Source organism: Sphingobacterium sp. JUb56 (genome assembly GCF_014191365.1).
Lineage (GTDB): Bacteria > Bacteroidota > Bacteroidia > Sphingobacteriales > Sphingobacteriaceae > Sphingobacterium > Sphingobacterium anhuiense.
In genome coordinates, this window is record NZ_JACHWL010000001.1 from 208,653 (window position 1) to 234,468 (window position 25,816).

The 25,816-nt window shown below is 36.9% G+C and carries 20 protein-coding genes; 5 read left to right on the forward strand and 15 right to left on the reverse strand.

What is annotated here, in order from left to right:
- Window positions 1-68: 68 nt before the first annotated feature.
- The 5 genes from FHR29_RS00840 to FHR29_RS00860 all read right to left on the reverse strand — a co-directional run bounded on the left by FHR29_RS00840 (window position 69) and on the right by FHR29_RS00860 (window position 3,787).
- Complete coding sequence (locus tag FHR29_RS00840) at window positions 69-413, reverse strand: DUF4870 domain-containing protein (RefSeq protein ID WP_183911834.1); 345 nt, start codon at window positions 411-413, stop codon at window positions 69-71.
- Window positions 414-1,204: 791 nt separating this feature from the next.
- Window positions 1,205-1,480: an NADPH-dependent FMN reductase gene (locus FHR29_RS26515; protein ID WP_260291380.1), complete on the reverse strand. Its 276-nt coding sequence runs from the start codon at window positions 1,478-1,480 to the stop codon at window positions 1,205-1,207.
- 13 nt (window positions 1,481-1,493) lie between these two features.
- The gene (locus FHR29_RS00850) at window positions 1,494-1,991 is read right to left on the reverse strand and encodes a DUF2480 family protein (protein WP_132770321.1); all 498 of its coding nucleotides are present in this window, start codon (window positions 1,989-1,991) and stop codon (window positions 1,494-1,496) included.
- Between the two features lie 31 nt (window positions 1,992-2,022).
- A complete protein-coding gene (locus FHR29_RS00855) occupies window positions 2,023-2,646 on the reverse strand; it encodes a superoxide dismutase (RefSeq protein WP_132770319.1) in 624 nt (207 codons plus the stop codon).
- Window positions 2,647-2,965: 319 nt separating this feature from the next.
- Entirely contained in the window at window positions 2,966-3,787 is an 822-nt protein-coding gene (locus FHR29_RS00860) for a siderophore-interacting protein (protein WP_183911835.1), read from the reverse strand.
- A 251-nt stretch (window positions 3,788-4,038) separates the two neighbouring features.
- Between FHR29_RS00860 and FHR29_RS00865 the strand changes: the two genes are divergently transcribed.
- Window positions 4,039-5,019 carry a helix-turn-helix transcriptional regulator gene (locus FHR29_RS00865; RefSeq protein ID WP_183911836.1) on the forward strand — a complete coding sequence of 327 codons (981 nt, stop codon included), beginning with the start codon at window positions 4,039-4,041 and terminating at the stop codon, window positions 5,017-5,019.
- A 127-nt stretch (window positions 5,020-5,146) separates the two neighbouring features.
- Here the strand turns inward: FHR29_RS00865 and FHR29_RS00870 are convergent, their stop codons facing one another.
- From FHR29_RS00870 to FHR29_RS00910, 9 genes are all read right to left on the reverse strand, one after another.
- Window positions 5,147-6,205, reverse strand: a complete 1,059-nt coding sequence (locus FHR29_RS00870; RefSeq protein ID WP_132770308.1) for an FUSC family protein — start codon at window positions 6,203-6,205, stop codon at window positions 5,147-5,149.
- Window positions 6,206-6,396: 191 nt separating this feature from the next.
- On the reverse strand, window positions 6,397-7,590 hold the full coding sequence (locus tag FHR29_RS00875; RefSeq protein WP_183911837.1) for an MFS transporter: 1,194 nt from the start codon (window positions 7,588-7,590) through the stop codon (window positions 6,397-6,399).
- A 107-nt stretch (window positions 7,591-7,697) separates the two neighbouring features.
- A complete protein-coding gene (locus tag FHR29_RS00880) occupies window positions 7,698-8,612 on the reverse strand; it encodes an AraC family transcriptional regulator (protein WP_132770305.1) in 915 nt (304 codons plus the stop codon).
- A 102-nt stretch (window positions 8,613-8,714) separates the two neighbouring features.
- The gene (locus tag FHR29_RS00885) at window positions 8,715-9,269 is read right to left on the reverse strand and encodes a hypothetical protein (RefSeq protein WP_132770303.1); all 555 of its coding nucleotides are present in this window, start codon (window positions 9,267-9,269) and stop codon (window positions 8,715-8,717) included.
- 499 nt (window positions 9,270-9,768) lie between these two features.
- Window positions 9,769-10,890 (reverse strand): TlpA disulfide reductase family protein, encoded by a 1,122-nt coding sequence (locus FHR29_RS00890; protein ID WP_132770301.1) that lies wholly within the window; start codon window positions 10,888-10,890, stop codon window positions 9,769-9,771.
- Between the two features lie 17 nt (window positions 10,891-10,907).
- The gene (locus tag FHR29_RS00895; protein WP_132841920.1) at window positions 10,908-11,861 is read right to left on the reverse strand and encodes a DUF4465 domain-containing protein; all 954 of its coding nucleotides are present in this window, start codon (window positions 11,859-11,861) and stop codon (window positions 10,908-10,910) included.
- Window positions 11,862-11,897: 36 nt separating this feature from the next.
- Complete coding sequence (locus tag FHR29_RS00900; RefSeq protein WP_183911838.1) at window positions 11,898-13,388, reverse strand: RagB/SusD family nutrient uptake outer membrane protein; 1,491 nt, start codon at window positions 13,386-13,388, stop codon at window positions 11,898-11,900.
- A gap of 14 nt (window positions 13,389-13,402) precedes the next feature.
- Window positions 13,403-16,621 carry a SusC/RagA family TonB-linked outer membrane protein gene (locus FHR29_RS00905; RefSeq protein WP_132770295.1) on the reverse strand — a complete coding sequence of 1,073 codons (3,219 nt, stop codon included), beginning with the start codon at window positions 16,619-16,621 and terminating at the stop codon, window positions 13,403-13,405.
- Window positions 16,622-17,405: 784 nt separating this feature from the next.
- On the reverse strand, window positions 17,406-18,362 hold the full coding sequence (locus FHR29_RS00910) for a hypothetical protein (protein ID WP_132770293.1): 957 nt from the start codon (window positions 18,360-18,362) through the stop codon (window positions 17,406-17,408).
- 476 nt (window positions 18,363-18,838) lie between these two features.
- On the opposite strand from FHR29_RS00910, the gene FHR29_RS00915 reads away from it, so the two are divergent.
- The 3 genes from FHR29_RS00915 to FHR29_RS00925 all read left to right on the forward strand — a co-directional run bounded on the left by FHR29_RS00915 (window position 18,839) and on the right by FHR29_RS00925 (window position 21,929).
- On the forward strand, window positions 18,839-20,035 hold the full coding sequence (locus FHR29_RS00915) for an FAD-dependent monooxygenase (RefSeq protein ID WP_183911839.1): 1,197 nt from the start codon (window positions 18,839-18,841) through the stop codon (window positions 20,033-20,035).
- 159 nt (window positions 20,036-20,194) lie between these two features.
- The gene (locus tag FHR29_RS00920) at window positions 20,195-21,670 is read left to right on the forward strand and encodes a tetratricopeptide repeat protein (protein ID WP_183911840.1); all 1,476 of its coding nucleotides are present in this window, start codon (window positions 20,195-20,197) and stop codon (window positions 21,668-21,670) included.
- 37 nt (window positions 21,671-21,707) lie between these two features.
- Window positions 21,708-21,929 carry a hypothetical protein gene (locus tag FHR29_RS00925; RefSeq protein WP_183911841.1) on the forward strand — a complete coding sequence of 74 codons (222 nt, stop codon included), beginning with the start codon at window positions 21,708-21,710 and terminating at the stop codon, window positions 21,927-21,929.
- A 507-nt stretch (window positions 21,930-22,436) separates the two neighbouring features.
- Here the strand turns inward: FHR29_RS00925 and FHR29_RS00930 are convergent.
- Window positions 22,437-22,988, reverse strand: coding sequence for a hypothetical protein (locus FHR29_RS00930; RefSeq protein ID WP_132841928.1), 552 nt, complete (start codon window positions 22,986-22,988; stop codon window positions 22,437-22,439).
- A 544-nt stretch (window positions 22,989-23,532) separates the two neighbouring features.
- Between FHR29_RS00930 and katG the strand changes: the two genes are divergently transcribed.
- The gene (katG, locus tag FHR29_RS00935) at window positions 23,533-25,815 is read left to right on the forward strand and encodes a catalase/peroxidase HPI (protein ID WP_183911842.1); all 2,283 of its coding nucleotides are present in this window, start codon (window positions 23,533-23,535) and stop codon (window positions 25,813-25,815) included.
- Window position 25,816 lies beyond the last annotated feature (1 nt).

Here is a 25,816-nt window from a genome sequence, read left to right on the forward strand (position 1 = left end):
AGAGGGTGATTGTGAAGGAGTGTATAAAAAAGGAAGTATTCAACTAGAACACTTCCTTTTTTATGATGTTAAATCACTGAGAACCAATTTTGGTAAAGATGTCCAATAAATGGCAACTCTTTTTCTTCTCCTTTAACAGCACTTAGGATACCTAAAACAAGCATCACAAGAATAGCAATTCCGATGACAGATACTAAAATATTACCAACCATGGGAATAAATCTTAAAATGCCGGCAACTAGTGCAGTAACGGTTATTCCGATACTTTGGCGAATATGAAATCTTCCTAAATTGGTCGCATTTTTACTATTCATAACAAGTGCGGCGACAAGGCCGATGATGGTTAAATAGGCTATTATTGCAACTGTCTTTCCATCATTGGTGTCTGCCGAAATGTTTTTATCCTCTCTCATAACTAATTATTTTATTTTCCCCAAATTTAGAAGCTTTGCCTATTTGAAACTATAGCCGAAATTGGGGGTATTTATAATACGAGAATAGTAATGCGATTAAAATGATCTCAATAACCTATAAAGTCAGCACTGTATAATGAAAAGAGTTGGTTAGACCAATATTTAATTCTTTTGAAATGAAATGTTCAGTACTATTTTTGGTTAATCACTATCCACGCTCCAATAGAAAACATCGCGATATAAACCTTTTTATGATGTAATCTATATTAACGAGATGAATAAGGTATGGTTAGTTAATTATCAAAATCTAAAGCTTATATCTTAGATTTTGATAATTATTTTTTGAAAGGTGAAATTTTGATCACATAACAGTGGCTGTGATGTGTATCGTTAGCTATGATCATTATACAGTGTAATAGACATGTAAATCGGTCTTGAATAACATAAATAGATCTGTTGTAGCTATTTCAATTATTAAAAAAACTATTTTGATCATTCTTATTGATTTATTGCTGGTATAGCTGTAATGATTTTTGTTGTAGCTAAATTGATCAAAAGATTTAGTCTGTCTTTGTATGTCTGCGAAATTTCTCCACTTATGTTCGGATCAAATAATTCTTATTTTGAAATTGGCACACTGTAAGGAAGTGGCCATGCCCGGAGTGATTTGGCGATCGCATCCATGGTATTGATTCCTTGCATCGCTTGTACCCCATCCGCCCAACATACTAGCCCCACTGTTTTATCCGTTAGGTATGGATTATTTTTCTTAGCACTTACCTCTAGCCAGTCTAAACAGTTTTCATGACCCCAGGGATGCTTCCATGGTATAATGGAGCTAACCAGAAGTGTATATCGGCCTCCCGAAACAGGTTGTTCATAACCTGTACACCATTAGGTATTCTGGTCAATGTACAGTCGAATAGCGGAATACCACTATCTGCAAGGTCAAATATGTGACTTTCAATGCCGAAATTTTCTAATCCTGATTTTATGTATCTGGATAATAGGTTTGAGGTAGAAAATGATCTTCGTTCTAATGCTCCGTTAAATATTATTGCTTTCATAGCGTTTATTTTATTATTTAAAAATGACTTTAGGCAGACCGATTTCACCATACATAAGTGTTCTTACAATAGGTTTTAAACGTTGAGTTGCTAACATATAGAGTGCGGGATGTAAATCAGGCCGTGCGCGGAGGACTACTTTTTGATTTTTAAATGATGAGATAGATGCATTTTCAATATTTGATTTCCACAGTTCTAATTTCATAGAATCAACATCTATGAAATCAAAATGAGCGGCATGAGGTTGTAGTTTATCGGCTATAATCATATACACCCAGGGTGGAATAATAGCATCAGCTGAACAGTACACTGCAACTGTTTTTGCCACAAATACGGAAAAATCAATTTCTGAAATAGCTATTTTGAATTCTTTCTCTTTTACAATCATGCCCATAAAAAGTAGGTTTTTAATATCAAATTCTGCTATTTCATCTGCTGGCATAAAGTCCAGCAGATCGAAAGCGATTATGCCAGATGCAGTTACTTTATTTATAAATTGTTCCTCTGCCATTTTGCGTTTATTTATAGATGGTTGCACTAATTTAAATTGTTAAAAGAGCCTCTTCGTATTTTTTTTCAACAGCAGCCCAGTCTAATACTGACCAGAAAGCATCTAGATAATCGGCTCTTTTGTTTTGATATTTGAGGTAATAGGCATGTTCCCAAATGTCCACCCCTAGTATAGGCAATCCTCGATTTGTTACATTAATATCCATCAGTGGATTGTCTTGATTTGGCGTACTGCTTATCGCTAGCGCACCACTGTAGGAAACAAATAGCCAAGCCCAGCCTGAACCAAACTGTCCTAACCCTAGTTTTTTAATTTCTTCTTTAAGTTGATCAAGACTACCAAAGCTCCGGTTGATGGCCTCGACCAATTTTCCTTCGGGAGTAGTTCTTGCTGTGGGTGAAAGGATACTCCAGAAAAGGGAGTGATTATAATGACCGCCTCCATTATTACGCACCGCTGGACTGTATTTACTGATATGTTTTATTAAATCAGGAAGTTCCAGATTTTTGATGTCGTCTTGTTCAAGTGCCTTGTTTAAATTATCCACATATGCTTGATGATGGCGGCTATGGTGGATGGTCATGGTCAGGGTGTCAAAGTGTGGCTCTAGTGCTTCGTAGGTATAGAGAAGGGCAGGGAGTTCAAATTTGCTCATAGTATAACTGTTTTAATTAAATCCTTGAACAAATTTAAAGAGATTAATTTAATAAAACAAGTTTAATCTTGTTTTATTATGGAGCTAGAAATTATGTTGATATGTCTTCAATTTGGCACGTAAAAATTACTGCTTGATGAGAAGCGAAGACGGATAGGAACGATGTACCTGTAGAAAAATTGTTTTTAAATTCAAGTATAAAGCATTTTCATATTGTCTATGTAACTCTACACTTACCAAATCTAAAATAAGGGGTGTTTACAAGTAAATCACCCCTGTGATAATCATTTAACTAAGATAGTTATTGCATTCGTTTTTATCATTTTCCACTTTCATTTTCCTCATGTCTTTCTGTGGCCGATTTATCTTCTGCTACACCAGATTTCCAGTAGGAGTACGCATAAAGTTCTTCTTGTTTCCAGCCTTTTTCTTTTCGTAAATAATGACGTATTTCTTTCACAGAAGAAAATTCTGCCGCTACATAACCCGAGCGGGAGTGCTCTGGAAGTGATTGTTGTTTAACAACTGTTGCTATGTTACTACCTAATTGAGGACTGGAGTTGTAGAGCCAAATAAATTTGATATCCGCTTTGGTCGATAATTGCTGTTCATCCTCTTTGCTGTGTACTTCGATGATACAGATACCTTTTGCTGTCTCGGGCAGATCCTCTAATATTGCTCCAAGTACCGGAATGGCAGTTGCATCGCCTACTAAGAGATAGTTCGCTGCTTTACCGTATAATTCACTTTTACCATCTTTCATTAAAACACCCAGTAGATCACCTTTTTGAGCATGAATGGCCCAAGAAGATGCAGGTCCTTCATCACCATGTGCAACAAAGTCAATATAAATTTCTTTTTTTTGAAGATTGATACCCCTATGTGTGTAGGTTCGAACTATAGGGCGAATCTCATCGGGTTGGGGTTTCCACTGCTTTTTGTCATAATCAAATTCTGGAAAATAAACAGTGCCGATTCCCGCGGGAGGTATAAGTATCTTGTTATTGACTCCGATTGTCGTATTACGGAATGATGGAACACTTTCGCCCGTGAGGTATATGCGAATATAATGCGGTGTAATATATGCTTTACGGCTTACCGTTAATGTAGCCTGTAGGGGTTTGAAATTTTGTTTACTCATTTTATACGTTAATTAACTTATTTGCTTAATGATCTCTTGAAAATCTGCTATGTGATTATTTCATTTTGGGCATCTTTACTTGATGGGAATAATGATAAGTGGAGCGTTGCATATTCAACTTTACTATTAAGAATAGTTCTAAATAATTTATATATTTGTGCAAATATAAGAAGTTAATTACCCTAAAAAGGTCTGTGAAAAGGAATAAAAGATCCGCGATAAGGAGAAACTGAATCAAAATTAAACATATAATGACGCTACGATTGTACAATACCGATATCTCTAATTTGCTTTTGGAAAAAGAGTATCCGGATGTTTTACCTGCATCGGATGGTGGAATACAGGAATATACAACTCATCTCGAACTTCCAATCGGAAAGGGATGTTACCGTGAAATATATTTTGAGGGAGTACATATTGGTTTTGGTGATGCTATTTTGTCCAACAATCTAATGCTGTACTTTGAAAGTGATTTTGAAACAGTAGAGATGCATTTTGCTCTAAAAGGTAAAAGTACTGCGATCACAGAGCATTTTAAAAAAGAGGTAAGTTTTGATTCTCACCAACATAATATCATTTATGCCAACCAGCTACATGGGAAGATGAAATGGGAAAGTGATGTTTTTCAGTTATTTGAGATTAATTTGGCCCCGTCATTCTTTAAAAGATATCTTCCGGAGGATACTCTTTTATTTGACAGATTTCGAAATGCAATTGAAAAGGGATATTCAGAGACAATAAATGTTGAAAATAATCGAATTAGTCGTCAGATGTATGAGATTATAGATGACATTATGAACTGTCAGAGAAAAAGTGTTTTTAAAAGAATGTTCCTCGAGGCAAAGGTAATTGAGCTCCTATTGCTGCAGTTTGAACAACTGAGCGAAGTGGCTCACATCCATGTTTCTTTAAGAAAGGAAGATATTCATAAAGTGTATGCGGTGCGGGAGTTTATTATGAATAATCTCAATAATGCTTGTTCATTGATTGAGCTGGCACATCATGTGGGTACAAATGAGTTTACACTTAAAAAGGGTTTTAAAGAGTTGTTTGGAACAACAGTTTTTGGATTTTGGACGGATGCTAAAATGAATCAGGCTAAACTGATGATTACCGAGCAGGATATGAGTATCAGTGAGATTTCTGACAGTATAGGATATAAAAATCCACGTCATTTCTCGGCGGCTTTTAAAAGAAAATTTGGTGTTATCCCGAGCCAGTTTAAAAAGTAAACTACATCGGTCTCATTTTTAGATGAATACCATCCTCACATAATATGTTAAATTTATTCACTATTGTTAATAGTAAATAAAGGTTTAGCGTACAAATATGTAAAGCACCGATATCGTTTCTTATTATTTATTCTGTACCGCGATTTGTCTTCTTCATTAATATTCTAGCTTTTCTTAATTGCAACGTGGCATGATGGAGTAATTTGGCATTATATAAAATCCATCCGCCTATCATTCCGATGACGCTTCCGATAAAAATATCAATCATACGTGCAAAAAAGATCTCGTTGGTGTCTTGCGTTAACTGTTTACCAGATTCAGAGAGGAAAATAGTTAGGATCGTAATAAAAACAACTGCAATTGCATAATTCCTTACGACTAAGAATTCTACGATGACTTGCAATAGGGTAATACTTATGACCATAATAAGTGGCGTTGGGTTTCCTGACGCAATTAGCCAGGTAATTCCAAGACCAACTAATGTTCCGGTTATACGCTGTGTTGCTCTAAGCCAAACATGCTTAGAGCTACTTCCCTGCATTACCGCTAAGCAAGAGATGGGGATCCAATATGGTTTTTCAATGTTTAACGAAAATGCTACAGCTAAAGAGAAAGCCATAATGAGTCCAAAAATGAGAGATTCTACAATATTGGTGTAACTCGATTTACGATGAATGCTATTTTCGGGCTGATTATTCTTTTTTAGAGTCAGTAAGCTATATATTAAACCGATACCACAGGTTAATATGGTTCCCATTGCAACATAACCAATTTTTTCGGCTATATTTTCAGGTTGAAAAGGGGAACAAATGGCAGTAGATGCCAGCATGATGAAGAAGAAATTGCCTGGTGGACGGGTAAGTTGAAGCTTATGCAGGGAGTAATGTACTCCGAAGGAGAAAAGACCCAATGCAATAGGAGCAATCATTGGGTTGAACGAAAATAACAATCCAACCGAAAAAGATAGCATAAGCCCAAAACAACAAGTCATCAGTAAGATCATGCGTTCGATAAGCTTATCTGATTGAATGTATAAGATTGATAGTCCAGCTAGGGATCCCAGCTTTCCAGCTTCAATGTTGTCCATATACCAGCCCAGAATCATAGGAATGCCTACACTTAATCCTGCGACGATGGGAAGATGCCATTGTCTACTTGTTTTATTAAATTTAAAAAACGATTCCATGAGTTCTTCTTTTTGACCCGGTTTCTCTAACGAATTAGTTTGTCGCTCTAATTTAAAAACCAAACAAAGGTAATGATGTTTTTTATTTCTGATAATTTTCCATTCTCATTTTAGTTTGTTGACTTTTTAAGCAAGAAACTGGAAATAGTAGCTTGTGTTCTAATTGAATATCTATAATGGAAAGCTCCTTGTTAGTCTGCTCTCTTTAGTTTATTTCCGATTATTAATAAAGTTAAACCTATACAGAGGGATAAGATAAAATAGCAGATCGCTAATGTCTGTTGGTCACCAACATTCAATATACTGACCAGGCTGTAGCTGGCAAAAGAAGTCACGATATAAGCCCCGCCACTGGTTAATCCACCTGCTGCGCCTGCATATTGTGGGAACCGTGTCAAACAATAGGTGAAGTAGATGTTGTACATAAATCCCATCAGGAAGTGCATTAATAAGGCAAAAAACATCAGAGAAAATAAGCTGTAATACCAGAATGCTGTTGCAAACATTAAACAGGCTAATGTGGCTTGTCCGATTGTTGCTAGCCGTAGTTTTTTTAGCATAGGCTTTGCTAACATAGCTTTACTCAGTAGGCCTCCGAACAGTAAAAATAAGCCAGAAAGAAGAGACATATTTCCGGTCATGACAGGAGAAAAATTAAAGTCATGCTCGATCATAAAAGGTGCAGACATCCCAAATACAATAGCCATAGCGTAACTGAATCCCAATAGCACGATGCCCATGCTGAAGTCTTTAGCGCTCAACATCACTTTAAAAGCATTAAGTGTAGCCGAAATGCGGTAGGGTTTTTGTTCTTTAAGTGTTTCTCCTGTAAACCGGTACTCCAATAAAAACATGATGAGTGCATAAATAGCAAGGAAATAAAAATTTCCTTTCCAGCCAACATAATTTTGCAGAAACCCGCCTAAGAATGGTGCAAGAATGGGGGCGGATGACCATACAATAGATAGTAATGAGGTGTAATTTTTTAATTTGTCACCGTCATAAACATCCACGAGAAAGCTACGTTTGGATACCATAATAATAGAAATGACTAAGCCTTGGATGGCCCGCATACCGATTATAAAATAAATATTGGAAGAGTTGATCAGTAAGATATTGCTCAGGATAAATAGTACTAACGCTAACATGCTTAATCTGTAACGGCCATAACTGTCCACTAAACTTCCTAGAAGAAGTTGTCCCAGTCCATAAAAAATGAGATAAACTGTCAGGGTTAATCGGACACTTGATATGGAGGTTCCCAATGCGGTTACCATATCCGGAAAAGAAGGGATGTAAATGTCCATCGCAAAACCGGAAAGCGGTATAAGCATAAATGTCAAAATAGTACTGATACCCTCGTGTTTCTTTTCTTGTCTTCTCATCCTAAAATCATATTATCTTGATCAACCTGTTTCCTTAATGCTGTCAGCAAAATTAAAGGAAGATCGATGTATTAAAAAGACAGGATTCAAAGTTATTTTTACGAAAATCAAACTTGTTTCATAAATCTTTCGCGGTGAATTTTAGGCGTAATAAGCGCATGCTTTTTAAAGAAGGAAGTAAAGTGTTGCGGATATTCAAAACCTAGACCCTGACCGATCTGTCCGATGGTCCAGTCGCTATTTTCCAATAGTTTTTTACCCTCTAATAATAAGCGTTCCTGAATATGCTGAGAAGTCGACTTTCCGGTCATTGCCTTAAGCAGATGGTTGAGATGATTGATATGGGTATTTAAACGATTGGCATAATCAGCAGGACTTTTTAAATACAGAATCTGTTGCGGTGACTCTAGTGGAAACTGATTATTTAATAGGGTGAAAAACTGATGTACTAATCGGTTGCTTGCCGGAATGCGCTGTCCATCGATGGTTTCGCGATGTACTTTGATAACGTTGTAGATAATGAGACGCAGTATGCTGTCAATGATTTCATTTTTAAACATATGTCCATCCATATGTTCTGACGCAAGTCTTTCAAAATAAAAAAAGAGCTCCTGGAATTTTGCCTGATCGAGATGGATGTAGGTAAACGGTTTCGCTATCATCTCTTCATGCACGCGGTCGAATTCTAGTTTCATTTCTTTGGTTAAAAATGATTCATTGAAAAGGCAGACGTAACCGTCCTGATTTGCAGCAAGTGGTTCCCAGCCATAATTGACTTCCGGGCGTGAGAAGAATATGGTGGGCCGGTCAACTTTAAGCTCACCCTGATCTGTAATTAAAATTCCGGGATTCTGTGTGAGTGTTATTTTGTAATAGTCTCTGCGTGCATAGGGGAGACTTAGCATACAGCTCTCCGTTTTGATGACATTGAAATGTAAAGCATTCCGTTGAGAATGGATGAGATCTAAAGGGATTTCTTTCTTTATATTGGTATAATAACCTAATAAATCTTCTGTTTGCATCTTTTTAATTAATTACATAATTCAAAGATAGTGAATTGCTTTTTTATACGGAGAGAGTAGTTGAAATGTTGTGTATTTATTACAGCTGCTTGCATAGTTTAATTATTTTTTAGGGATAATTTCTACCCATTTTTTTTCCAAGTATAGGGTCGTTCCTTTGATTTTGGTTGCATCTATAAATGTGGCTTGAACAAAGTTCCCAGTGATATTTTTATATTTTAATTTTAGGCCTTTCTCATCCAAGCCGGAAGTTTCATAATAGGCGCCTAATGGAAGTTTAAAGGGATTGTTCTTAACGTCGTTGGTGAAAATGGATAGTAAAAATAGTCTTTTGGAATTGGTGTCAGGTTTTTCATAGCCAAATATACGATGATCAAGTCTCATATTGGCGTTTAGCGTTAGGATGCTATCCGAAGTATTCAGATCCACGTAGGCCTTTGTTACATCATCTGCAGAAACTGTAACAGATGCGTTGTTTTCTGATTCTATGCGCGCTAATGTATCGATTTTTGGAACCTCTATTTTTGTTGGAAAATCAACTGTATCTACTCTTAAACTGTCTTTACTAATTTTTCTTTCATCTACCTTTTTTGATTTTGAATTGTTGCAACTTAAGATCAAAAAAGGTAGTAAACCGATTATTGTTTTAAACTTCATGTTATTCGTTTTTTAATATTTTATCAATTCTGTTACTGTATCAAATCGATATTTAATATGTGCCTCTTTGTGTATCTATTTCTCAGTCTTTTTGAATATAACAATTTATTTTTTAAAGGATATGTGGTTTAGCTCTTTGGTTTAATAACCGTAGATAGGTGCCACGATAATTATCAAGAAAACAACTATGCTATAGTTTTTGTTGGTGCTAAGCTAACATACCTTAGAATGCCGTTTACAGGAGCGTAATCTAAACTGGATTCGCATTTGGAAGATCAATTAAAATAATATTTCGGTTGATTCTAAAGGAGAGCGTGTTAATGTTATTGTAGACACATATATCAGGAATGCATATGATATTTGAGTGAACGAATTGAAGAGTGATTAATTAAGTAAGATGAGACGTTTTGGGAATTAAAACATCTATAAAGAGCGCACATGGCTGGCGACCCTTATAAATGTTTTAATTAATGGTAATAGGATTTATAAGTATAAATACTTAAGGTTTCAAAATTTCTGCTAGTTTTTTTTCTAAATCAGCTCCTCTTAAGTTTTTGGCAATAATCTTTCCTTCGGGATCTAGTAAAAAGTTAGAAGGAATTGCGCGGATACCATATTGAGTAGAAATATCATTTTTCCAGCCTTTTAAATCAGATAATTGGGTCCAATCCTGAAGTTTATCATCTTTGATCGCTTTAAGCCATGCATTTTTACCTTTTTCATCATCTAAAGAGATGCCGATAATAGTAAAACCTTTATCCTTAAAGGTATGAAATGCTTTTACGACATTTGGGTTTTCAGCTCTACATGGACCACACCAGCTAGCCCAAAAATCTAAAAGCACATATTTGCCTCTGTATTCTTCTAATTTTACTATTCGGCCGGAAGTATCCTGCTGACTGAAAGTAGGGGCAATACTCCCCAGACCTACGGCTTTGTGTAATAATAACTGTTCGTAGTATTTTTTTCCTGCAGTGCTGTTTTTAACAGTAGATGATAGTTTATCATAAAGCGGATATATTTCTTTGTACTCAGGCGAATACCCGCCGATTGCCTGCACTACATCTAAGGCAATGGGACTGTTGGGGTTTTTGGTTAAAAATTCCTTGCGTATAGTCGTTCGTTTTTGGTTGATCTCTTTATTTGTTTCATCAATTTTATGCTTCACAGTTAAGGTTTCTTTTTCTGTATCAGGTAGGTTTCTGTACCATTCGTAAAGTTTGGTCTGCTCGTCGTTGTACGGCTTGAGCAGTGCTGTTAATTTTTGATCATCGGCATTGACTGCACCGCCTTTGATAGTAGCGTTGTTTATAGAGTCTTTACTGGATACCACAAGTTTACCTGCCTCGATGTAAAATGGAAAGGCATATCGGTAGGCCTGTCTTAGACTTGAGCCAACCAAAAGATGTGCCTTTATAGGGCTTTCTACCTCTCCGGAAAATATAAATTTACCCTGAGGATTAATGTCTACAGAATCTGTTTGACTGCCTTTAAGCAGATAAGCTTTGTATTCCTTTTTTACAACAGGAATATGGCCCTGGATTTCAAATTTTGAAACCTGTGCTTGCGAAACAATCGGAGCAAGCAATAAAAGCAAGATGTGTTTTGTGATTTTTTTCATGTTTGTATATTTTAGTATTAATGTTGAATGCGTAAGCCGTCTAATGCAAAATATGCGGGACTTAATAATGTTTGCTCCGCATCCCGATAATTTCCATCAATTGTAAATAATATCTTGTCAACCCGCCCTAAAGGCTGCAAATCAACTTTTGTCCAGTTGGAACGAATGGTCTCCACCGTTGGGTTCTGAATATCACCACCTTTGGTCGTGCCCAGGTAGAATGTTGTGGTTCCTGTCAGCGAACCTTTAAGGTATCCTGTTATCAGCAAGCGGATATAAGTTGGAGTCTTGCTCAGAGCAGTATAGCCTGCTATTCGGGTGAGATCTTTTCCTGCTAATGTGGGCAGATACCATCGGCCATAGTCTGCTGTGGAGGTACTTGAAATGTTGGGATTCCGAACTTTGGTTCCGTCAAGCTTGTACTGTTGGGTGGCAGGATCCAATGTGCCCGAATAGTTCGATCCATAGTTTGCCAGAAGATATGTATAAGCTGTGTTAGCAATTAGTACATGTTGAGGCGCGACAGCGTCATCAAACGATAAAAATGCCTGATCATCTTTTGCGTGTCCGATGAGGTAAGTTTCTGTTCTATTGGGGGTGGTCGTGTAGACGCTAAATACTGTCGAATCTATAGCTGATCTTTTTAAATCTGCCGATACCCCTGTCGATGGTCTGAAATCTGGACTTAGGACCCAAGGGTAGGAACGGTAGTTTTTATTGGACAATGCAAAACCACTGAAATCTGTAGCACCTTTTTTTTGGATATTAATCTGTACAAAGCCTGTGGATGTGGCGCCTGATCGAAAAGGTGCATCTGGTATGCGGCTGGAAAACCTTTCCAATATGATTTCATTGAAGGTGATATCTTCCGGGTAAGGAACCAAAGCATCTTTGACCTCATCTTTGCATGATGCTGTGAGAAATGTCAGACCCAATAGTGAGAGATAACTGAGTGTTCTAAATATATTCATGTTTTGAATTAATAATTGTAAAAATAATAGTGTTGTTTACTCTTGCCCTGGGTTTTGAAATGCAGCAGGATTATTGATAATCTCGGAATTTGGGATTGGCCAAGATACTCTGGTGATATCGAAAGTTAAGCCATCTTTGATTGCTACAATCCAAGGTTGATTATCTTTTTTAAATCGGATACTAGCGAAAAATTCACTTCCATTTTCTAAGCATAATTCTAAAAATATTTCTTTAAAAATAGCGTCATAAAGCTGTTCCTGATTACCAGGCTGAAGGAGGTTGAAAGCTTGTGCTGTTCTTTTTTGTCGAAGCTCATTGATCGGCGCGATAGCTTGTGCTACGCTGGCGCCTGTACGTGCTAACAGTTCGGCTTTGAGCAGATAAAGTTCTGCAAAACGAAAATAATAGGTCGCATATTTTTCATCAACTGGTGAATTGACTTTGCCCTGATAGCTACCTAAACGCGCTAGTTTTTTAAAGGTATACCGAAAAGTATTGTCCCATGTTTCAGGAGCGCGGACTTCTCCGGTAGCAATAGGCCAGCGTGGGTCGCCAGTAAACCAGTCTGTACCGTAGCGGAGACCAGCGGTACGTGCCCCACCGGGTGCTAAAGGAAGTGTATTGCCTTGGTATATGATGCCGTAAGTGTACCAATAACCACCTGCAGAAGTACGTGAACCATCGTCCTCCAAGTATTTGACAAATAGATTTTCGGGTGATTCCCAGGATCTTTGGTATACTTGTGCTAGGTCACTCTGAAGCTGGAATTTACTACTAGCTTGTTCCATGACATTATTTATTAAAGTAAGAGCTTGTTTGAGCGGTTCTGTTTCATTGCGGTAGCCTGACCGATACAAAAGTGCTTTGGCTTTTAATACTTGAGCAAATTGCTTGGAAATATAACGTGGGCTATCAAATTGCGATGCGTGCTGTATTGCAAAATCTAAATCCTCATTAATGATGCGATAGCTTTCACCGACGGATATTCGAGGAGCCCTGACATTGTCTAAAGAAGCGGGTTTGTCTCTAAAGACAAGTCCATAAGGGCTAGCATCTTCAGCCCACCAGTAACCGAAATTCCAAAGAATGTTAAGGTTGATCCATGCACGTACAGCTTTAGCCTCTCCAAGTAACGAGTTGCGCTGTTCATTGTTGGTAAAAGCGGTTTGTGGAAGTGCTTCAATGCCTGTTATAGCGAAATTAGCAGCATTTAAGCTGCGGTAAAAGGCGCTCCAGATGGCAGATCCTCCTCCTGACTCCTGTGTATAAGATAAGTTGTAATCTGCTACACTTGAAAAGTTAATAAAACCAGCTTTGGTGGTTTGAGCTACATAAAGAGCTCCAGACCAGCTGTCATTGCGGAAAGTGGAATATATCCCATTGACAGCGGCTTTAGCTTTAGCATAATTTGTAATGCCATTGGATTCTGTGAGGGCAAATTTAGGCTGTTGATCTAAGTATTTCTCACAACCGACGAGCGATGCAAAAAATAAAATCAAGAACATATGTATGGTAAGTTTTTTCATAAGTATCATTGTTATTATCTAAGAGTTAGTTTTACACCTAAGTTGAAATTCCGGGCAGCTGGATATGCACTGTTGTCTGTCCCCATTCCAGTACCAATACTGGAGCTGGACCAATTTCCTTGTGGATCAAACCCTGGATATGAAGTAAGGGTAAGTAGGTTGGTTGCCTGAAAAGTTAAGTCGATGCCTTGTATTAACGAATTGGCAAGTGTTTTTTGCGGTATTCTGTAGCTTAGGTTAAGCGCACTCAGGCGAATATAGGAAGCATCATAAAGCCAGAAATCTGAAAAAGTACTGTTTGCTCCATCACCATACTGTGTCATCCGAGGGATAGTGGCGGTGTAGGGATTCAATAGAGTAGCACTCTGCCCAGCAATCTTGTTACTGTGGTTGTAGTTGCCCACGTAGCCTACATCCTCCATAGGCATGCTCCATAGTCTTTTCATCCCTGATGCATAAGTGAAAGTGGCATTGGCATAGAAATTTTTGTAAATAGCAGTCAGACCAAATCCTCCAAAATATTTAGGTTCGGCACTTCCTAAGGAGACTTTGTCGTCGGTATTGATGATACCGTCCCCATTCTGATCTTTAAAGTAGAGATCTCCGATACTTTCTTGTGCACTTCTATAATATTGTTTGCCACCTGTTGCATTTGTGCTCTGAAGCGCAATGATTTCTTCTTGTGTCACGAAAAGACGATTATAGGTTTCATAACCAAACCATTGACCTGTACGTTCTCCTTCTTTGATTACGATGTTGCCAAAATTGAGTTCTGTGGCGGATCCGTTGATCTTAAGAACCTTTCCCTTGTTGCTGGCAATATTGGCATCTACAGTAAGTGTGAAATTAGGGTGCTTAATAACATCATATCTGATGTCAAATTCTACTCCTTCATTTTTGATTGAAGCAACATTAGAGCTGATGGAACTGAATGATGAACTGGGCGGTAGGGGTTTGGAATATATGAGGTCGTTGGATTTTTTGGAGTAATAGCCAAAGGAACCACGGAGACGCTCTTTGAATAAACCAAAGTCTAGCCCAATATCGACCATTTTTGTTTCTTCCCACTTGAGGCCAAGGTTGCCGATCGAGCTGGGACTTATGGCCGGACTTTCATTGTACCGAGCCGAGCCGATGTAAGTCTGCCAACTGTAATTTCCAAGATTTTGTGATCCTGCTGTTCCGATTGATCCCCTTAATTTAAGGTAGGAGATCTTTTCTTTAATAGCTGCGTTCTTAAAAAAAGATTCTTCGTGGATCAGGTAGGCAAAAGAGCCGGAGGGGAAAATTCCCCAACGGTTATTAGGACCAAAACGGGATGAGCCGTCTCTTCTTAAGGTTCCACCTAGGATGTAGCGGTCTTTATATTTGTATTGTAGTCTTGAGAACTGAGATACCAATGCGTAGGCTGTGTAATCCTCTGCCAAAGCACCTCTGTTTGCTCCCGAAGAAAAATTATTGAGGATGTCATCGTCAGGGAAATTAGATGCTATCATGCCAAAATTGGTGAGACCTGTTTTCTCAAAGGAATAACCTAATAAGGCCAGCACATCATGGTTGCCATGTTGTTTAGCATACGTAAGTGTGTTTTCCCAGACTTGAGAGTTCGTTTTTTGATACTGCCAGTTTCGGTTGCCGTCGTAATTAAAGGTACTGCCCCGTCGCATGTATTTAAGAAATTCATTATTGCTATAATTGGCGGTATAGGCAGTTCTAAAGAGGAAATCTTTCCATACATTTACTTCTAAAAAAGTAGTAGCATTAAAATTTTTGTTCTCCCCATTTTGTGTATTCAATAAAGTAGTATAGGGGTTTTCAGTATAAGGATCTCGGGTGAAAAGTGTTCCGTCTGGATTGTAAACTGGAATGTCAGGTCTTATTTTTTTAATCACGTTGAGCATATAATCTTTATCATCAGTGTTGCGGGATGAACCGTTTATCTGTAGACCAAATTTTAATCCTTTTCTAAGCTTTGCTTCTAGATTTGCACGGCCCCCATAAAGTCGACTTTTTCCTGATTGTATTACTCCATAATAATTCTGATTGTTGAGGGAAACGTAATAAACTACATCTTGTGTTCCTCCACGTAAAGATAATGTGTGGGTATGGTTCCAGGGGGATTGTGTCATTTCGTTTAACCAGTTGGTGTTCCCTTCATAAAAAGCGCCTGGTAATATACGGAGATCGGATTTATCATATTCGCTAGTACGTAAGTTAAAAAATGCTTGCTCATCTAAATATAAGCGAGTGAAATAATCGAAGGATCCTCTACTTATTACTTCTTCGCGTGCCGCCTTATCGGCAAAATCAATGTATTGGGGTGCGTCAAAGTAAGAGTAATCATTGAAATTCTGAGTCTGTAGTCCCAGTCGGGAAGAAACTTCAATAGTCGGTGCCTGACCTTGTTTACCTTTTTTTGTAGTTACTAAAACGACACCGTTTGAGGCCCTTGATCCGTATAAAGCCGTAGCAGATGCATCTTTTAGAATGTCAACACTTTGAACATCTTCGAGATTCAGATTATAAAGGGTATTGGCTATATTGCCAGATGTATTGTTCGAATAATCAGGTACACCATCGATGACCCATAGTGGCTGGTTGTTTCCGGTCAAAGAAGATGCTCCTCGAATAATGACGCTGACTGGTGATGTAGGGGAGGCTGACTGAATGGCTACATTGACTCCTGCAGCTTTTCCTTGAAGCAGACTTTGGATGTTGGCCCCCATAGGAGCATTTTTTAGATCAGCTTCAGTAAGACGTGTCATTGATCCGGTAATATCTTTTGCTTTGGAACGGCCGTAGGCGACAACGACGGTCTCCTCAAGTGCATTTTGACGAATACGTAACGTAATATCAATTCGTTCCTTCGGGTTGTGTAAAGGGTATTGAACGGTCTCAAATCCAATATAGGAGATAATTAGTATATCTCCTTTACTGGAAGGAATCTCAAAGTTTCCCCCTGCGTCAGAATGTACCAGCACGCCGGAGGTTTTCGACTTAACTGTAGCCCCACGTATGGGTTTATTCGACTCGTTAAGGATTTTGCCACGGACTACTGTTTTTTGATCTGACAGTTGGGAATACCTAGTATGAGGTGATGCAGGTAATTGTAGTTGTTTGCCTTTCAACTGGGGATTTTCAAGTGCATATGCCACTACAGTGGAGAGGGTAAATATGAGCAAAGGTATCCCCGGCCAAATACGGGTGTATTTAGAAAATTGAATATGTTTCATTGAAAATTTAAATTTTTAGTAAACGACGATTTGTTTAGTAGTAACTAAATGTTTTTTTATGGAAATGTCGATGTATAGACACTTGTTGCTTTTGGGGTAGAATTAGTGAAGTGCCAGTGGCACATTCGAAGCAGTGAGAAATGATTTTTATAAGGCATAGGGTTAGCTAATTTCTGTTGATTGTGATGTAAATATATTAGAAAAAAATATTAAATCTACCATTTTGGTAGTCTTTATTTTAAAAATATTTTAATTTGAACCAAATGTGTTCATTTGCAATTACTTATGGATTTAAATTATTTTTAGAAAATAGCTTTTTATAACTATCAAATCGGGGAAAAGTCAATTATTGTTGTGATATATTTTTTTATTATTGACAAATAATTGCGTGATTTTTATAAGTGATTTTATATAAAATATAGTGATAGGAGGTAATTTTCTGTCCTTATAAGATAAGCTTACAAGTACAGCGTCTCTAAATCTAACAACAGGAAGAAAAGTAAATGATGAAAAGTTGGGGCCAAACCATTATTATAATTACTAATTACCTACGCTTAGACTATTTCTCTTTATGTTTTGATTTAGAGCAGTATTAATTGGTTAAATTAAACGGAAAGCGCGTTCAAGAATATTACGCTTCGGGAAAAGATCTTCATAAACTTATAATATTCATGAAGATAATATATATCACTAGCAAGCGGATTAAAGTAAATGAATATTAAAGCAACTAATAAGGTAAGTTTTATCATTATTGATTTTAGCGTGAGTATGTTGGGTAATTAATTTATTCAAGTGTTTTATTTGCTTCCAGTATTAAGTTGTTGATACTTTGGTTAATGGAGCGGATAACGGCTTGTAACTGGTTGATCATAGCTGCTCTGGAGTGTAAATCATCAGCAAAGTAAATGCCTCCATCCGAAAATATAACAGATTGGTTTCCCTGATTTTCGTTGCTGTCAAACTGATAATCGATCCATCGTGTTTTGAGATTGTGCAATAGCGAGCTATTACCATCGTTACTAAATTCTTTCTCGCTCAGCATATACCAGATAAAAGGTGAAAAGCTTTGATCCGAATCATTTTCAGTCCATACATTTCGCAATAGGTTATGAGGATGAAAAAACTCTATCTTTTTTCCTTTGGGATTCAAGGTGAAAAAACCAAGGCCTCCACCAAGTACCCCACCTGTAATACCTACTGCATTATTGACATTATTATTGGTAATGAGAGCTCCGGCTATTGATGCAGCCGCACCCAGTGCAATAGAGCCCACGACAAGTTTATTATTTCTTGAAGCATTGATATTATCTATATATCCAGCGACCTGATCGACGCGTTCTGCTTCACAATCTAGTTCGGCTGCTGCGGCATTGATATCTGATAGTGCTAGAAGCAGTGTTCGATTGACCTTATTGTTGATCGTTAGCTTACGAATTTCTGCACTAACACTAGTATTGCCTTTAAGTTTTTGTAATTCTTTTATCTCCTTGGTCAGTCCAAGAGCATAAAGCATAAGGATATTTTGTCTTGAGAATACACTGTTTAATTCATCGTGGATGGCTAGAGAATCTATAGCGTAATTAGGTAATGTCTGCTCTGCCTTTAGAAAGTAGGTTGGTGGTATGCAATAACTATTTTTAAGGGTCAGCATAAATGCTGTATTCTTATTAACAGAGCAGGACGTCATAAACCCTATAAATAAGGCTGTTGTAATGATTTTCGATTTGGTTGCTAAAAACATAATGATGCTGATTTTGTATATTATTGGCTCAAATCACTATAATTCTGTACGGTTAATAATAACTGAATATACCGAATTTATTTTATTACTGTTGCTTATCGGTAAAATATCTGTCATAAAGTGTGTTTTTAATTAATATGGATTTAATATGTAGGTTGTTTTAGTTGAGTGATTTGGATGAAGTAAAAAGCAGATAGGCAGGTAAGTGGTATTAATTAAATGTGAATTTTAGGTTTCATTATTTAATAGCAGGCTGCCGCAGTGGCTTGATATTTAATCATCATGATGATGCATTTGTAATTTATAATCATATAGCAAGAATTATTAGTTTTGGAAAAATAGGTTTACATTAGAGAAAGTGAAAATATTTCTGGACTAATTGAACCGGTACATAAAGGGAGCAGTGTGAAAATTCAGTACGATGTGAATTTCAACTGTTATTCGTATTGTAGATGAGTCATAAAACATAAAAATCAATGGAAAAAAGAACAGTACTTGTATCAGGCGCTAGTATTGCTGGTCCGGCTTTAGCATTTTGGTTACATCGATTTGGTTTTGATGTCACCATCGTAGAGCGTGCAGAAGAATTGAGATTAGGCGGACAAAATATAGATGTTAGAGATGAAGCTCAGAAAGTAGTACAGCTAATGGGGCTCGAAGATGAAATCAGAGCAGCAAATACAGGTGAACTAGGAATCCGTTTTGTTGATGTTAACAATCATACTTTAGCTGAATTTCCTAAAACTACTGGTGGATTCGGAACCGCAGAACTTGAGATTTTGCGTGGAGATCTTGCGCAGGTATTTTTTAATGCGACTAAAGATAATATTCCCTATATTTTTGGAGATCAGATTCTAGCTTTAGTAGAAGATAAAGATAAAGTGAATGTTACTTTTAAAAATAGTACTCCGCGCTCCTTTGATTTGGTCATTGCTGCTGATGGAATTCGTTCGTCAACACGGAAGCTAATTTTTGGAGATGAGCCCGTGATCAAATATATTGGAGTTTACTGCTCTTATTTGACTATTCCACGTATTGATTCTGACACGTCATGGGCTTATTGGTATAATGCACCAGAATCAAGAGTATTAAACCTAAGACCAGATAATGTAGGAACCACCCGTGCATCATTTTCTTTTCTATCGCCAGAGAAAGGGTACGAAAAACTTAGTTTGCAAGAGCAGAAAGGAATTTTGAAGCAAAAGTTTGCTGATGCTGGTTGGCAGGCACCACGTCTGCTACAAGGATTGGAGGAAAGTAAAGATGTTTATTTTGATAGTATAAGTCAAGTGAAGGCACCTCGATGGACCAATGGAAGATGTGCTATGGTTGGGGATGCGGCTTATTGTCCAACTCCGATGTCAGGAATGGGGGCAAGTCTTTCTATAGTTGGTGCATATGTATTGGCTGGAGAATTGTCGAGACACCAGAATCATCAAGATGCCTTTGAAGCTTATGAAAAGTTAATGCGCCCTTATGTTGAAGATATTCAGAATCTACCCCCGGGAGTACCATGGCTAGCACATCCGAAAACAAAGTTTGGAATCAAAGTGTTCAATACTGTGCTAGGAATTGCATCAAGTAAATTGGTGAAAAAAATAACAAAGCTCTTTGACGGAAAAGGGAAAAAAGAAATAAAAGAGCGTATCCAATTACCTTATTATAACAAGTAAATAGATTAGGTAGCTTAGTATATAAGTAAATTATGAAAGTGCTTATAAAAATGAGGCATGATTAGTGCATAAATTGTTTTGAAGATAGGTTTTTATAATACTTGCCGATTTACTAGACCTAATGTTTCATAAACTCTATCAGATTTTAAATTTCATATTATGAGATCGGTGTTGACGATGTTATTCTTTTCATTTTTGTTTACTGTACAGGTGTATGGGCAGAGTAAAAGTGTTTTTGAAAAGACTGTAGATTCTTTAAATTTGATTGGTCAATCTGAAAAGATCATCCCATATTTGGAGATGCAGGTAAAAAATCATCCTGAAAATGAGGTTTTGTTACGCTTAACGGGATACCAATATCTCCAGATAGGTAATTTAGTACTGGGCGAACAATACTATAGGAAGGCACTTTCCATCAACCCTTCCTGTGCACGTTGCTATTTGAATATAGGTCTTATTTATGCCGCCAAGAGCGATTTTACTGAAGCTTTAACTTACTTGGATACGGCCGTGGCGATTGATCCTATGGATGATCGAGTGGTTGATGCTCGAGGTACAATATATCATCATTTAAAACAACCGGAAAAGGCTTTGGTAGATCATGTTAAAGCGATCCAATTAAATCCGAATAATTTGCAAGCTTACTTGAACAAAGCTGAAGTGCACTTTGAGTTGGAAGATATGGATGCCTCTTATCAGGATTATACTACTGCAAAATTGCTTGCACAACAGTTAAAAGTTAATGACCCCGCATTTTTTAAAAGGATAGATGATGCATTGCTGGATTTTTGCGATAATAGTAAAGCTAGCTTTTATTACCAACGCGGAGTGGCTTTTTATAATTTAAAAAAGTTTGATAAAGCGCTGGAAATTTATGATGCCGGGCTCACTAAATTTCCCAATAACGCTATGCTTTTATCTTTTCGGGGTAACACACATCTTGCGCTAAAAGATTTTAAAAATGCAGCATTAAATTATGATCATGCATTAGTCAATAAAGAGGGGTTGATGAGGGAATTAAAACGTAATCCGAGGTTTGCATATATGAGTGAGCAAGATATACAATCTTATTACAATGCATCAACAGCAAGTATATATTATAATAATGCTGAATGTAAAGTTCAATCTGATAATCTGGATGAAGGGTTATCTGCTATAAATAGCGCAATAACGTTAATGTCTAATGGTAGTAGTTTTGAAAAGGAGTTATATTGGAATAGAAGGGGATATATTTATTTGCTTCAACATCAATATAAACTTGCTTTGGCAGATTTTGATCAGAGCATCCAGAGCAATGAAAAATATGCGTTAGCTTATGTCAATAGAGCAATTGCTCAAGTATGTTTATCTGAAAAATCGAAACAGTCAAATATAATTATCAGCAGTAAATTGCCGAATCAACCGTTTAAAATGAACTGGGTTATGAAATCCAAAAAAGATAAACCAAATCTGTTAAATGCTTTGGGAGATTGTAATAAGGCAATTGAGCTGGATCCTAATAACGGGTTTTCATATTATGTCAGAGGGCAAATTAAACAGCTTTTGAATGATGTAGATTATTGTTCCGATTTGCTCAAAGCAAAAAGAATGGCTATTCAAGTAGAAGATATTTTGCTAGTTGATTGTCTGAAATAATAAATATAAAAATTACGAAAATTAAGTTGATTCGAAAATGAAAATCATCAAATATTTGCCCATAGGTTTAAGCTTAGTTGCTACTAATGACTATACACAAACAAAATCTGCTAAAAAAGCTACTACCAAAAAGACAAATATAACTGGACCACCTACAGTTGTAATTCATGAAGAATATAAAGAAACTGAATTATCTTCCCCGAGGCTTTTGCTTGGAAATAAATGTAGATACGACCCTAGCCCCAAATGTTATTTTTAGAGAGGTGATCGAAATAAGTGGTAATCGGGTTGATAGCAGAGCTTCCTTTAAAGATTGGAAGTTAGGGATAAAAAAGAGCGAAAAAAGGATACTAATGTAGAGTGTAGAATTAGTTCAAGCATACTGATGAAGCTGACAAAATATGATTCAAATGTCTCTTACTTTAATTAATAAAGAGACGCGAACATTTAAAATATTTTATGATCAGGATAAGAAAATAAATTGTTTGCAGGATCTCAGTTATAAAAATAGATATGAATTGACAGAGTTTGAAGGAGCAACACCTGTGATCTAGTGGTATAAAAAAATAGGTATTTTTAAGAGAACATAACTTCCTTTAAATATTAAGAACTAATACCGCTACTATCTTTGTAGTGAGTTTGCCTAAAGTTATAGTCAGCTTAAAGGTCAAAGTAAAAAGAGCTAATTCATGTCCATCTGATTTAGCTCTTTTTTGCTGTTGTACATATGGTAAAGATCTGAGAATTGAGATATTTAACTGCTCACTTACGAAAAAGTTATATCGTGAAAATCATCGTTATCAGCGATTGAAAATTCTTTTTTGAAATGATCATATTTATATAATGAAGTGCCATAATTCAACAAGGATCTACCATTATCGTAATTGTTTTGGTAGAATATCGGAGCATAATATAATGTAATGCCGATGTTTTTAAAATCATATCGTATGCCAGTAGTGATATAAGTCTGAATCATTTTTTCTTTTTGATCACCGGTGAAGGGTTCTATTTCCATATAGCTATTTTCATTTTCCCAGTTTTCTATCTCTTTGACCAAAAAATTAGCATCATTACGGTTAAAAAACTGTCTTTTATAGCCTAAGTTTTGAATATTTTCAGTCAATTCAATTTCAGCCACTATTTGTGGAGGCTCAGGATATTTTAAACGATAATCTTGAAGCTCTTGAGTGAATCGGTCATTTTTTTCCTTTTCCTTTTGCTCGAAGAATTCTTCTAGAGTAATGTTCTCAGCCTCAAGTTTATCCTGAATTTCTTTTTTTAATCTTAATTTTGGCTTTCGGTTTTCTTCTTTATTCATAATACTGGTTATTTATAGGTAACTAACTTTTTGTTGTACCTCGGTGTATCAAAACTTTCTAATCATTAAATAAATGGTATATGATCGTGAATCCTTTATAAATCGTGACGTGAATCCTTTTTTGATTCTCACAAACCATGTGAAATATAAGCTTTAACGTGTTTGTTAGATTTATTTTAAAAATAGTATATAATTATAGGGTTAATATACGAAATAAAATTCAATCATTTATCTTATGATGTAATTATTGCTACTTATTAGAAACTATCTATTTTTATTTTAAATTGTTGTACAGCAGTTTCTTTCAGGAATAATGATGTTCGTGCAAAAAATTATCTTCTTTTTTATTAAAGAAAAATAAAAAGTTTATCTATTTATGGGATTTTCCAACAATTGTATTTCTGGTAATTATACTTCACTGAATCTTAATTTATTAGGAAGGTTTAAAGATCAGATAAATTTCATTTGATATTTTTTTTTGTTTAAATTTAGTTAGTTGAGATAACCAAAATAGAACGTTAATTTTTTGAAAAATTAGAAACCCATGGAAAACGAATTCAATGACATTAATAAGTGTCCATTTCATAATGGAACATTGCGTAAAGCTGTTGCTGGTGGAGGTACAACAAATCAAGATTGGTGGCCAAACCAGTTAAAAGTTAATTTATTGCGTCAACATGATGTAAAGTCTGATCCTATGGGTTTGGATTTTGATTATAAAAGAGAATTTGAAAGTTTGGATCTGGATGCAATAAAAAATGATTTAAAGGAATTAATGACACAATCTCAAGATTGGTGGCCTGCAGATTTTGGTCATTATGGACCATTATTTATTCGTATGGCTTGGCATAGTGCAGGGACTTACCGTGTTGGTGATGGACGTGGGGGGGCAGGTCGTGGACAGCAACGTTTCGCACCTTTAAATAGCTGGCCAGATAACGTGAGCTTAGATAAAGCAAGACGATTGTTATGGCCTATAAAACAAAAATATGGACGTAAGATTTCTTGGGCAGACTTATTGATTTTAACCGGGAATATGGCTTTGGAATCAATGGGCTTTAAAACTTTGGGTTTTGCAGGAGGACGTGAGGATGTTTGGGAAGCAGATCAGGATGTATATTGGGGCTCAGAGAAAACATGGCTTGGTGGCGACGTTCGTTATGCAGATGGATCTGAGGGAGTAAAGGAAGGACATGGCGTATTGGTGTCTGACGATGACGCTGATGGTAAGATTCATAGCCGAAATTTAGAAAACCCATTGGCAGCAGTTCAAATGGGTTTAATTTATGTAAATCCGGAAGGACCTGATGGTAATCCTGATCCTATTGCGGCAGCAAAAGATATTCGGGATACTTTTGGACGTATGGCCATGGATGATGAAGAAACGGTCGCATTGATTGCCGGTGGACATACGTTTGGTAAAACGCATGGAGCTGCTTCTGCTGATCATGTTGGTAAGGAACCTGAATCTGCTGGTTTAGAATCTCAAGGACTCGGGTGGGAAAATTCTTTTGGTACAGGAAGAGGTGGCGATACCATTACTTCAGGTCTGGAAGTGACCTGGACAAGTAGACCTACAGAGTGGACAAATCTGTTTTTTGAAAACTTGTTTGATTTTGAATGGGAGTTAACAAAAAGTCCTGCTGGAGCTCATCAGTGGGTAGCTAAAGATGCTGGTGATATTATTCCGCACGCGCACGATCCGAATAAAAGATTAAAACCGACTATGCTGACCACAGATCTGTCTTTGCGTTTTGATCCTGAATACGAAAAAATATCACGTCGCTTCAAGGATAATCCACAAGAGTTTGCTGATGCATTTGCTCGTGCCTGGTTCAAATTAACGCACCGTGATATGGGACCTCGTTCGCGTTATTTAGGTGCAGATGTGCCTCATGAGGAGTTTATATGGCAGGATCCACTTTCTAAGGTTGATTATGCTGAGATTGATGAGACAGATATTCAATCTCTAAAAGCACAGATTTTAAATACAAGTCTATCAATTTCGGAACTGGTATCTACAGCATGGGCTTCGGCCTCAACTTTTCGTAATTCGGATAAACGGGGAGGAGGAAATGGAGCTCGGATCCGATTAGCTCCGATGAATGCATGGGAGGTCAATAAACCGATACAATTAAATAAGGTATTAACAATATTAACAGACATTCAAACACGGTTTAATAATGCACAGTTTGGAGGGAAAAAAGTTTCAATTGCTGATCTGATTGTTTTATCGGGTGCGGCTGCTATTGAAAAAGCGGCACACCAGGCGGGTTACGATGTGGAAGTTCCTTTTATTTCGGGACGTACAGATGCTACTCAAGACCAAACTGATGTAGAGTCGATTGCCTTCTTAGAACCACTAGCAGATGCATTTAGAAATTATCGTAAATTAAAAAACAAAGCAGTATCTACCGAAGAATTATTGATCGATAAAGCACAATTATTAAATCTTTCAGTTCCTGAAATGACTGTTCTAACTGGAGGTCTTCGTGTACTTGATATTAATTTTGATGAATCTAAACACGGTGTATTTACCTCACGTCCAGGACAGCTGACCAATGATTTTTTCGTAAATCTTTTAGATATGGCAACGCAATGGAAACCAATGGATGAAACGAAAGAATTGTATTTAGGTACTTGCCGTAAATCGGGTCAACCGAAGTGGACTGCGACACGTGCTGATCTGGTATTTGGTTCGCACGCTGAACTCCGGGCTGTTGCAGAAGTGTATGCCGAGTCCGGCAATGAAAAGTCATTTGTGGATGCTTTTGTAAAAGCTTGGAATAAAGTGATGAATGCCGACCGTTTTGATAAAATGTTATAAA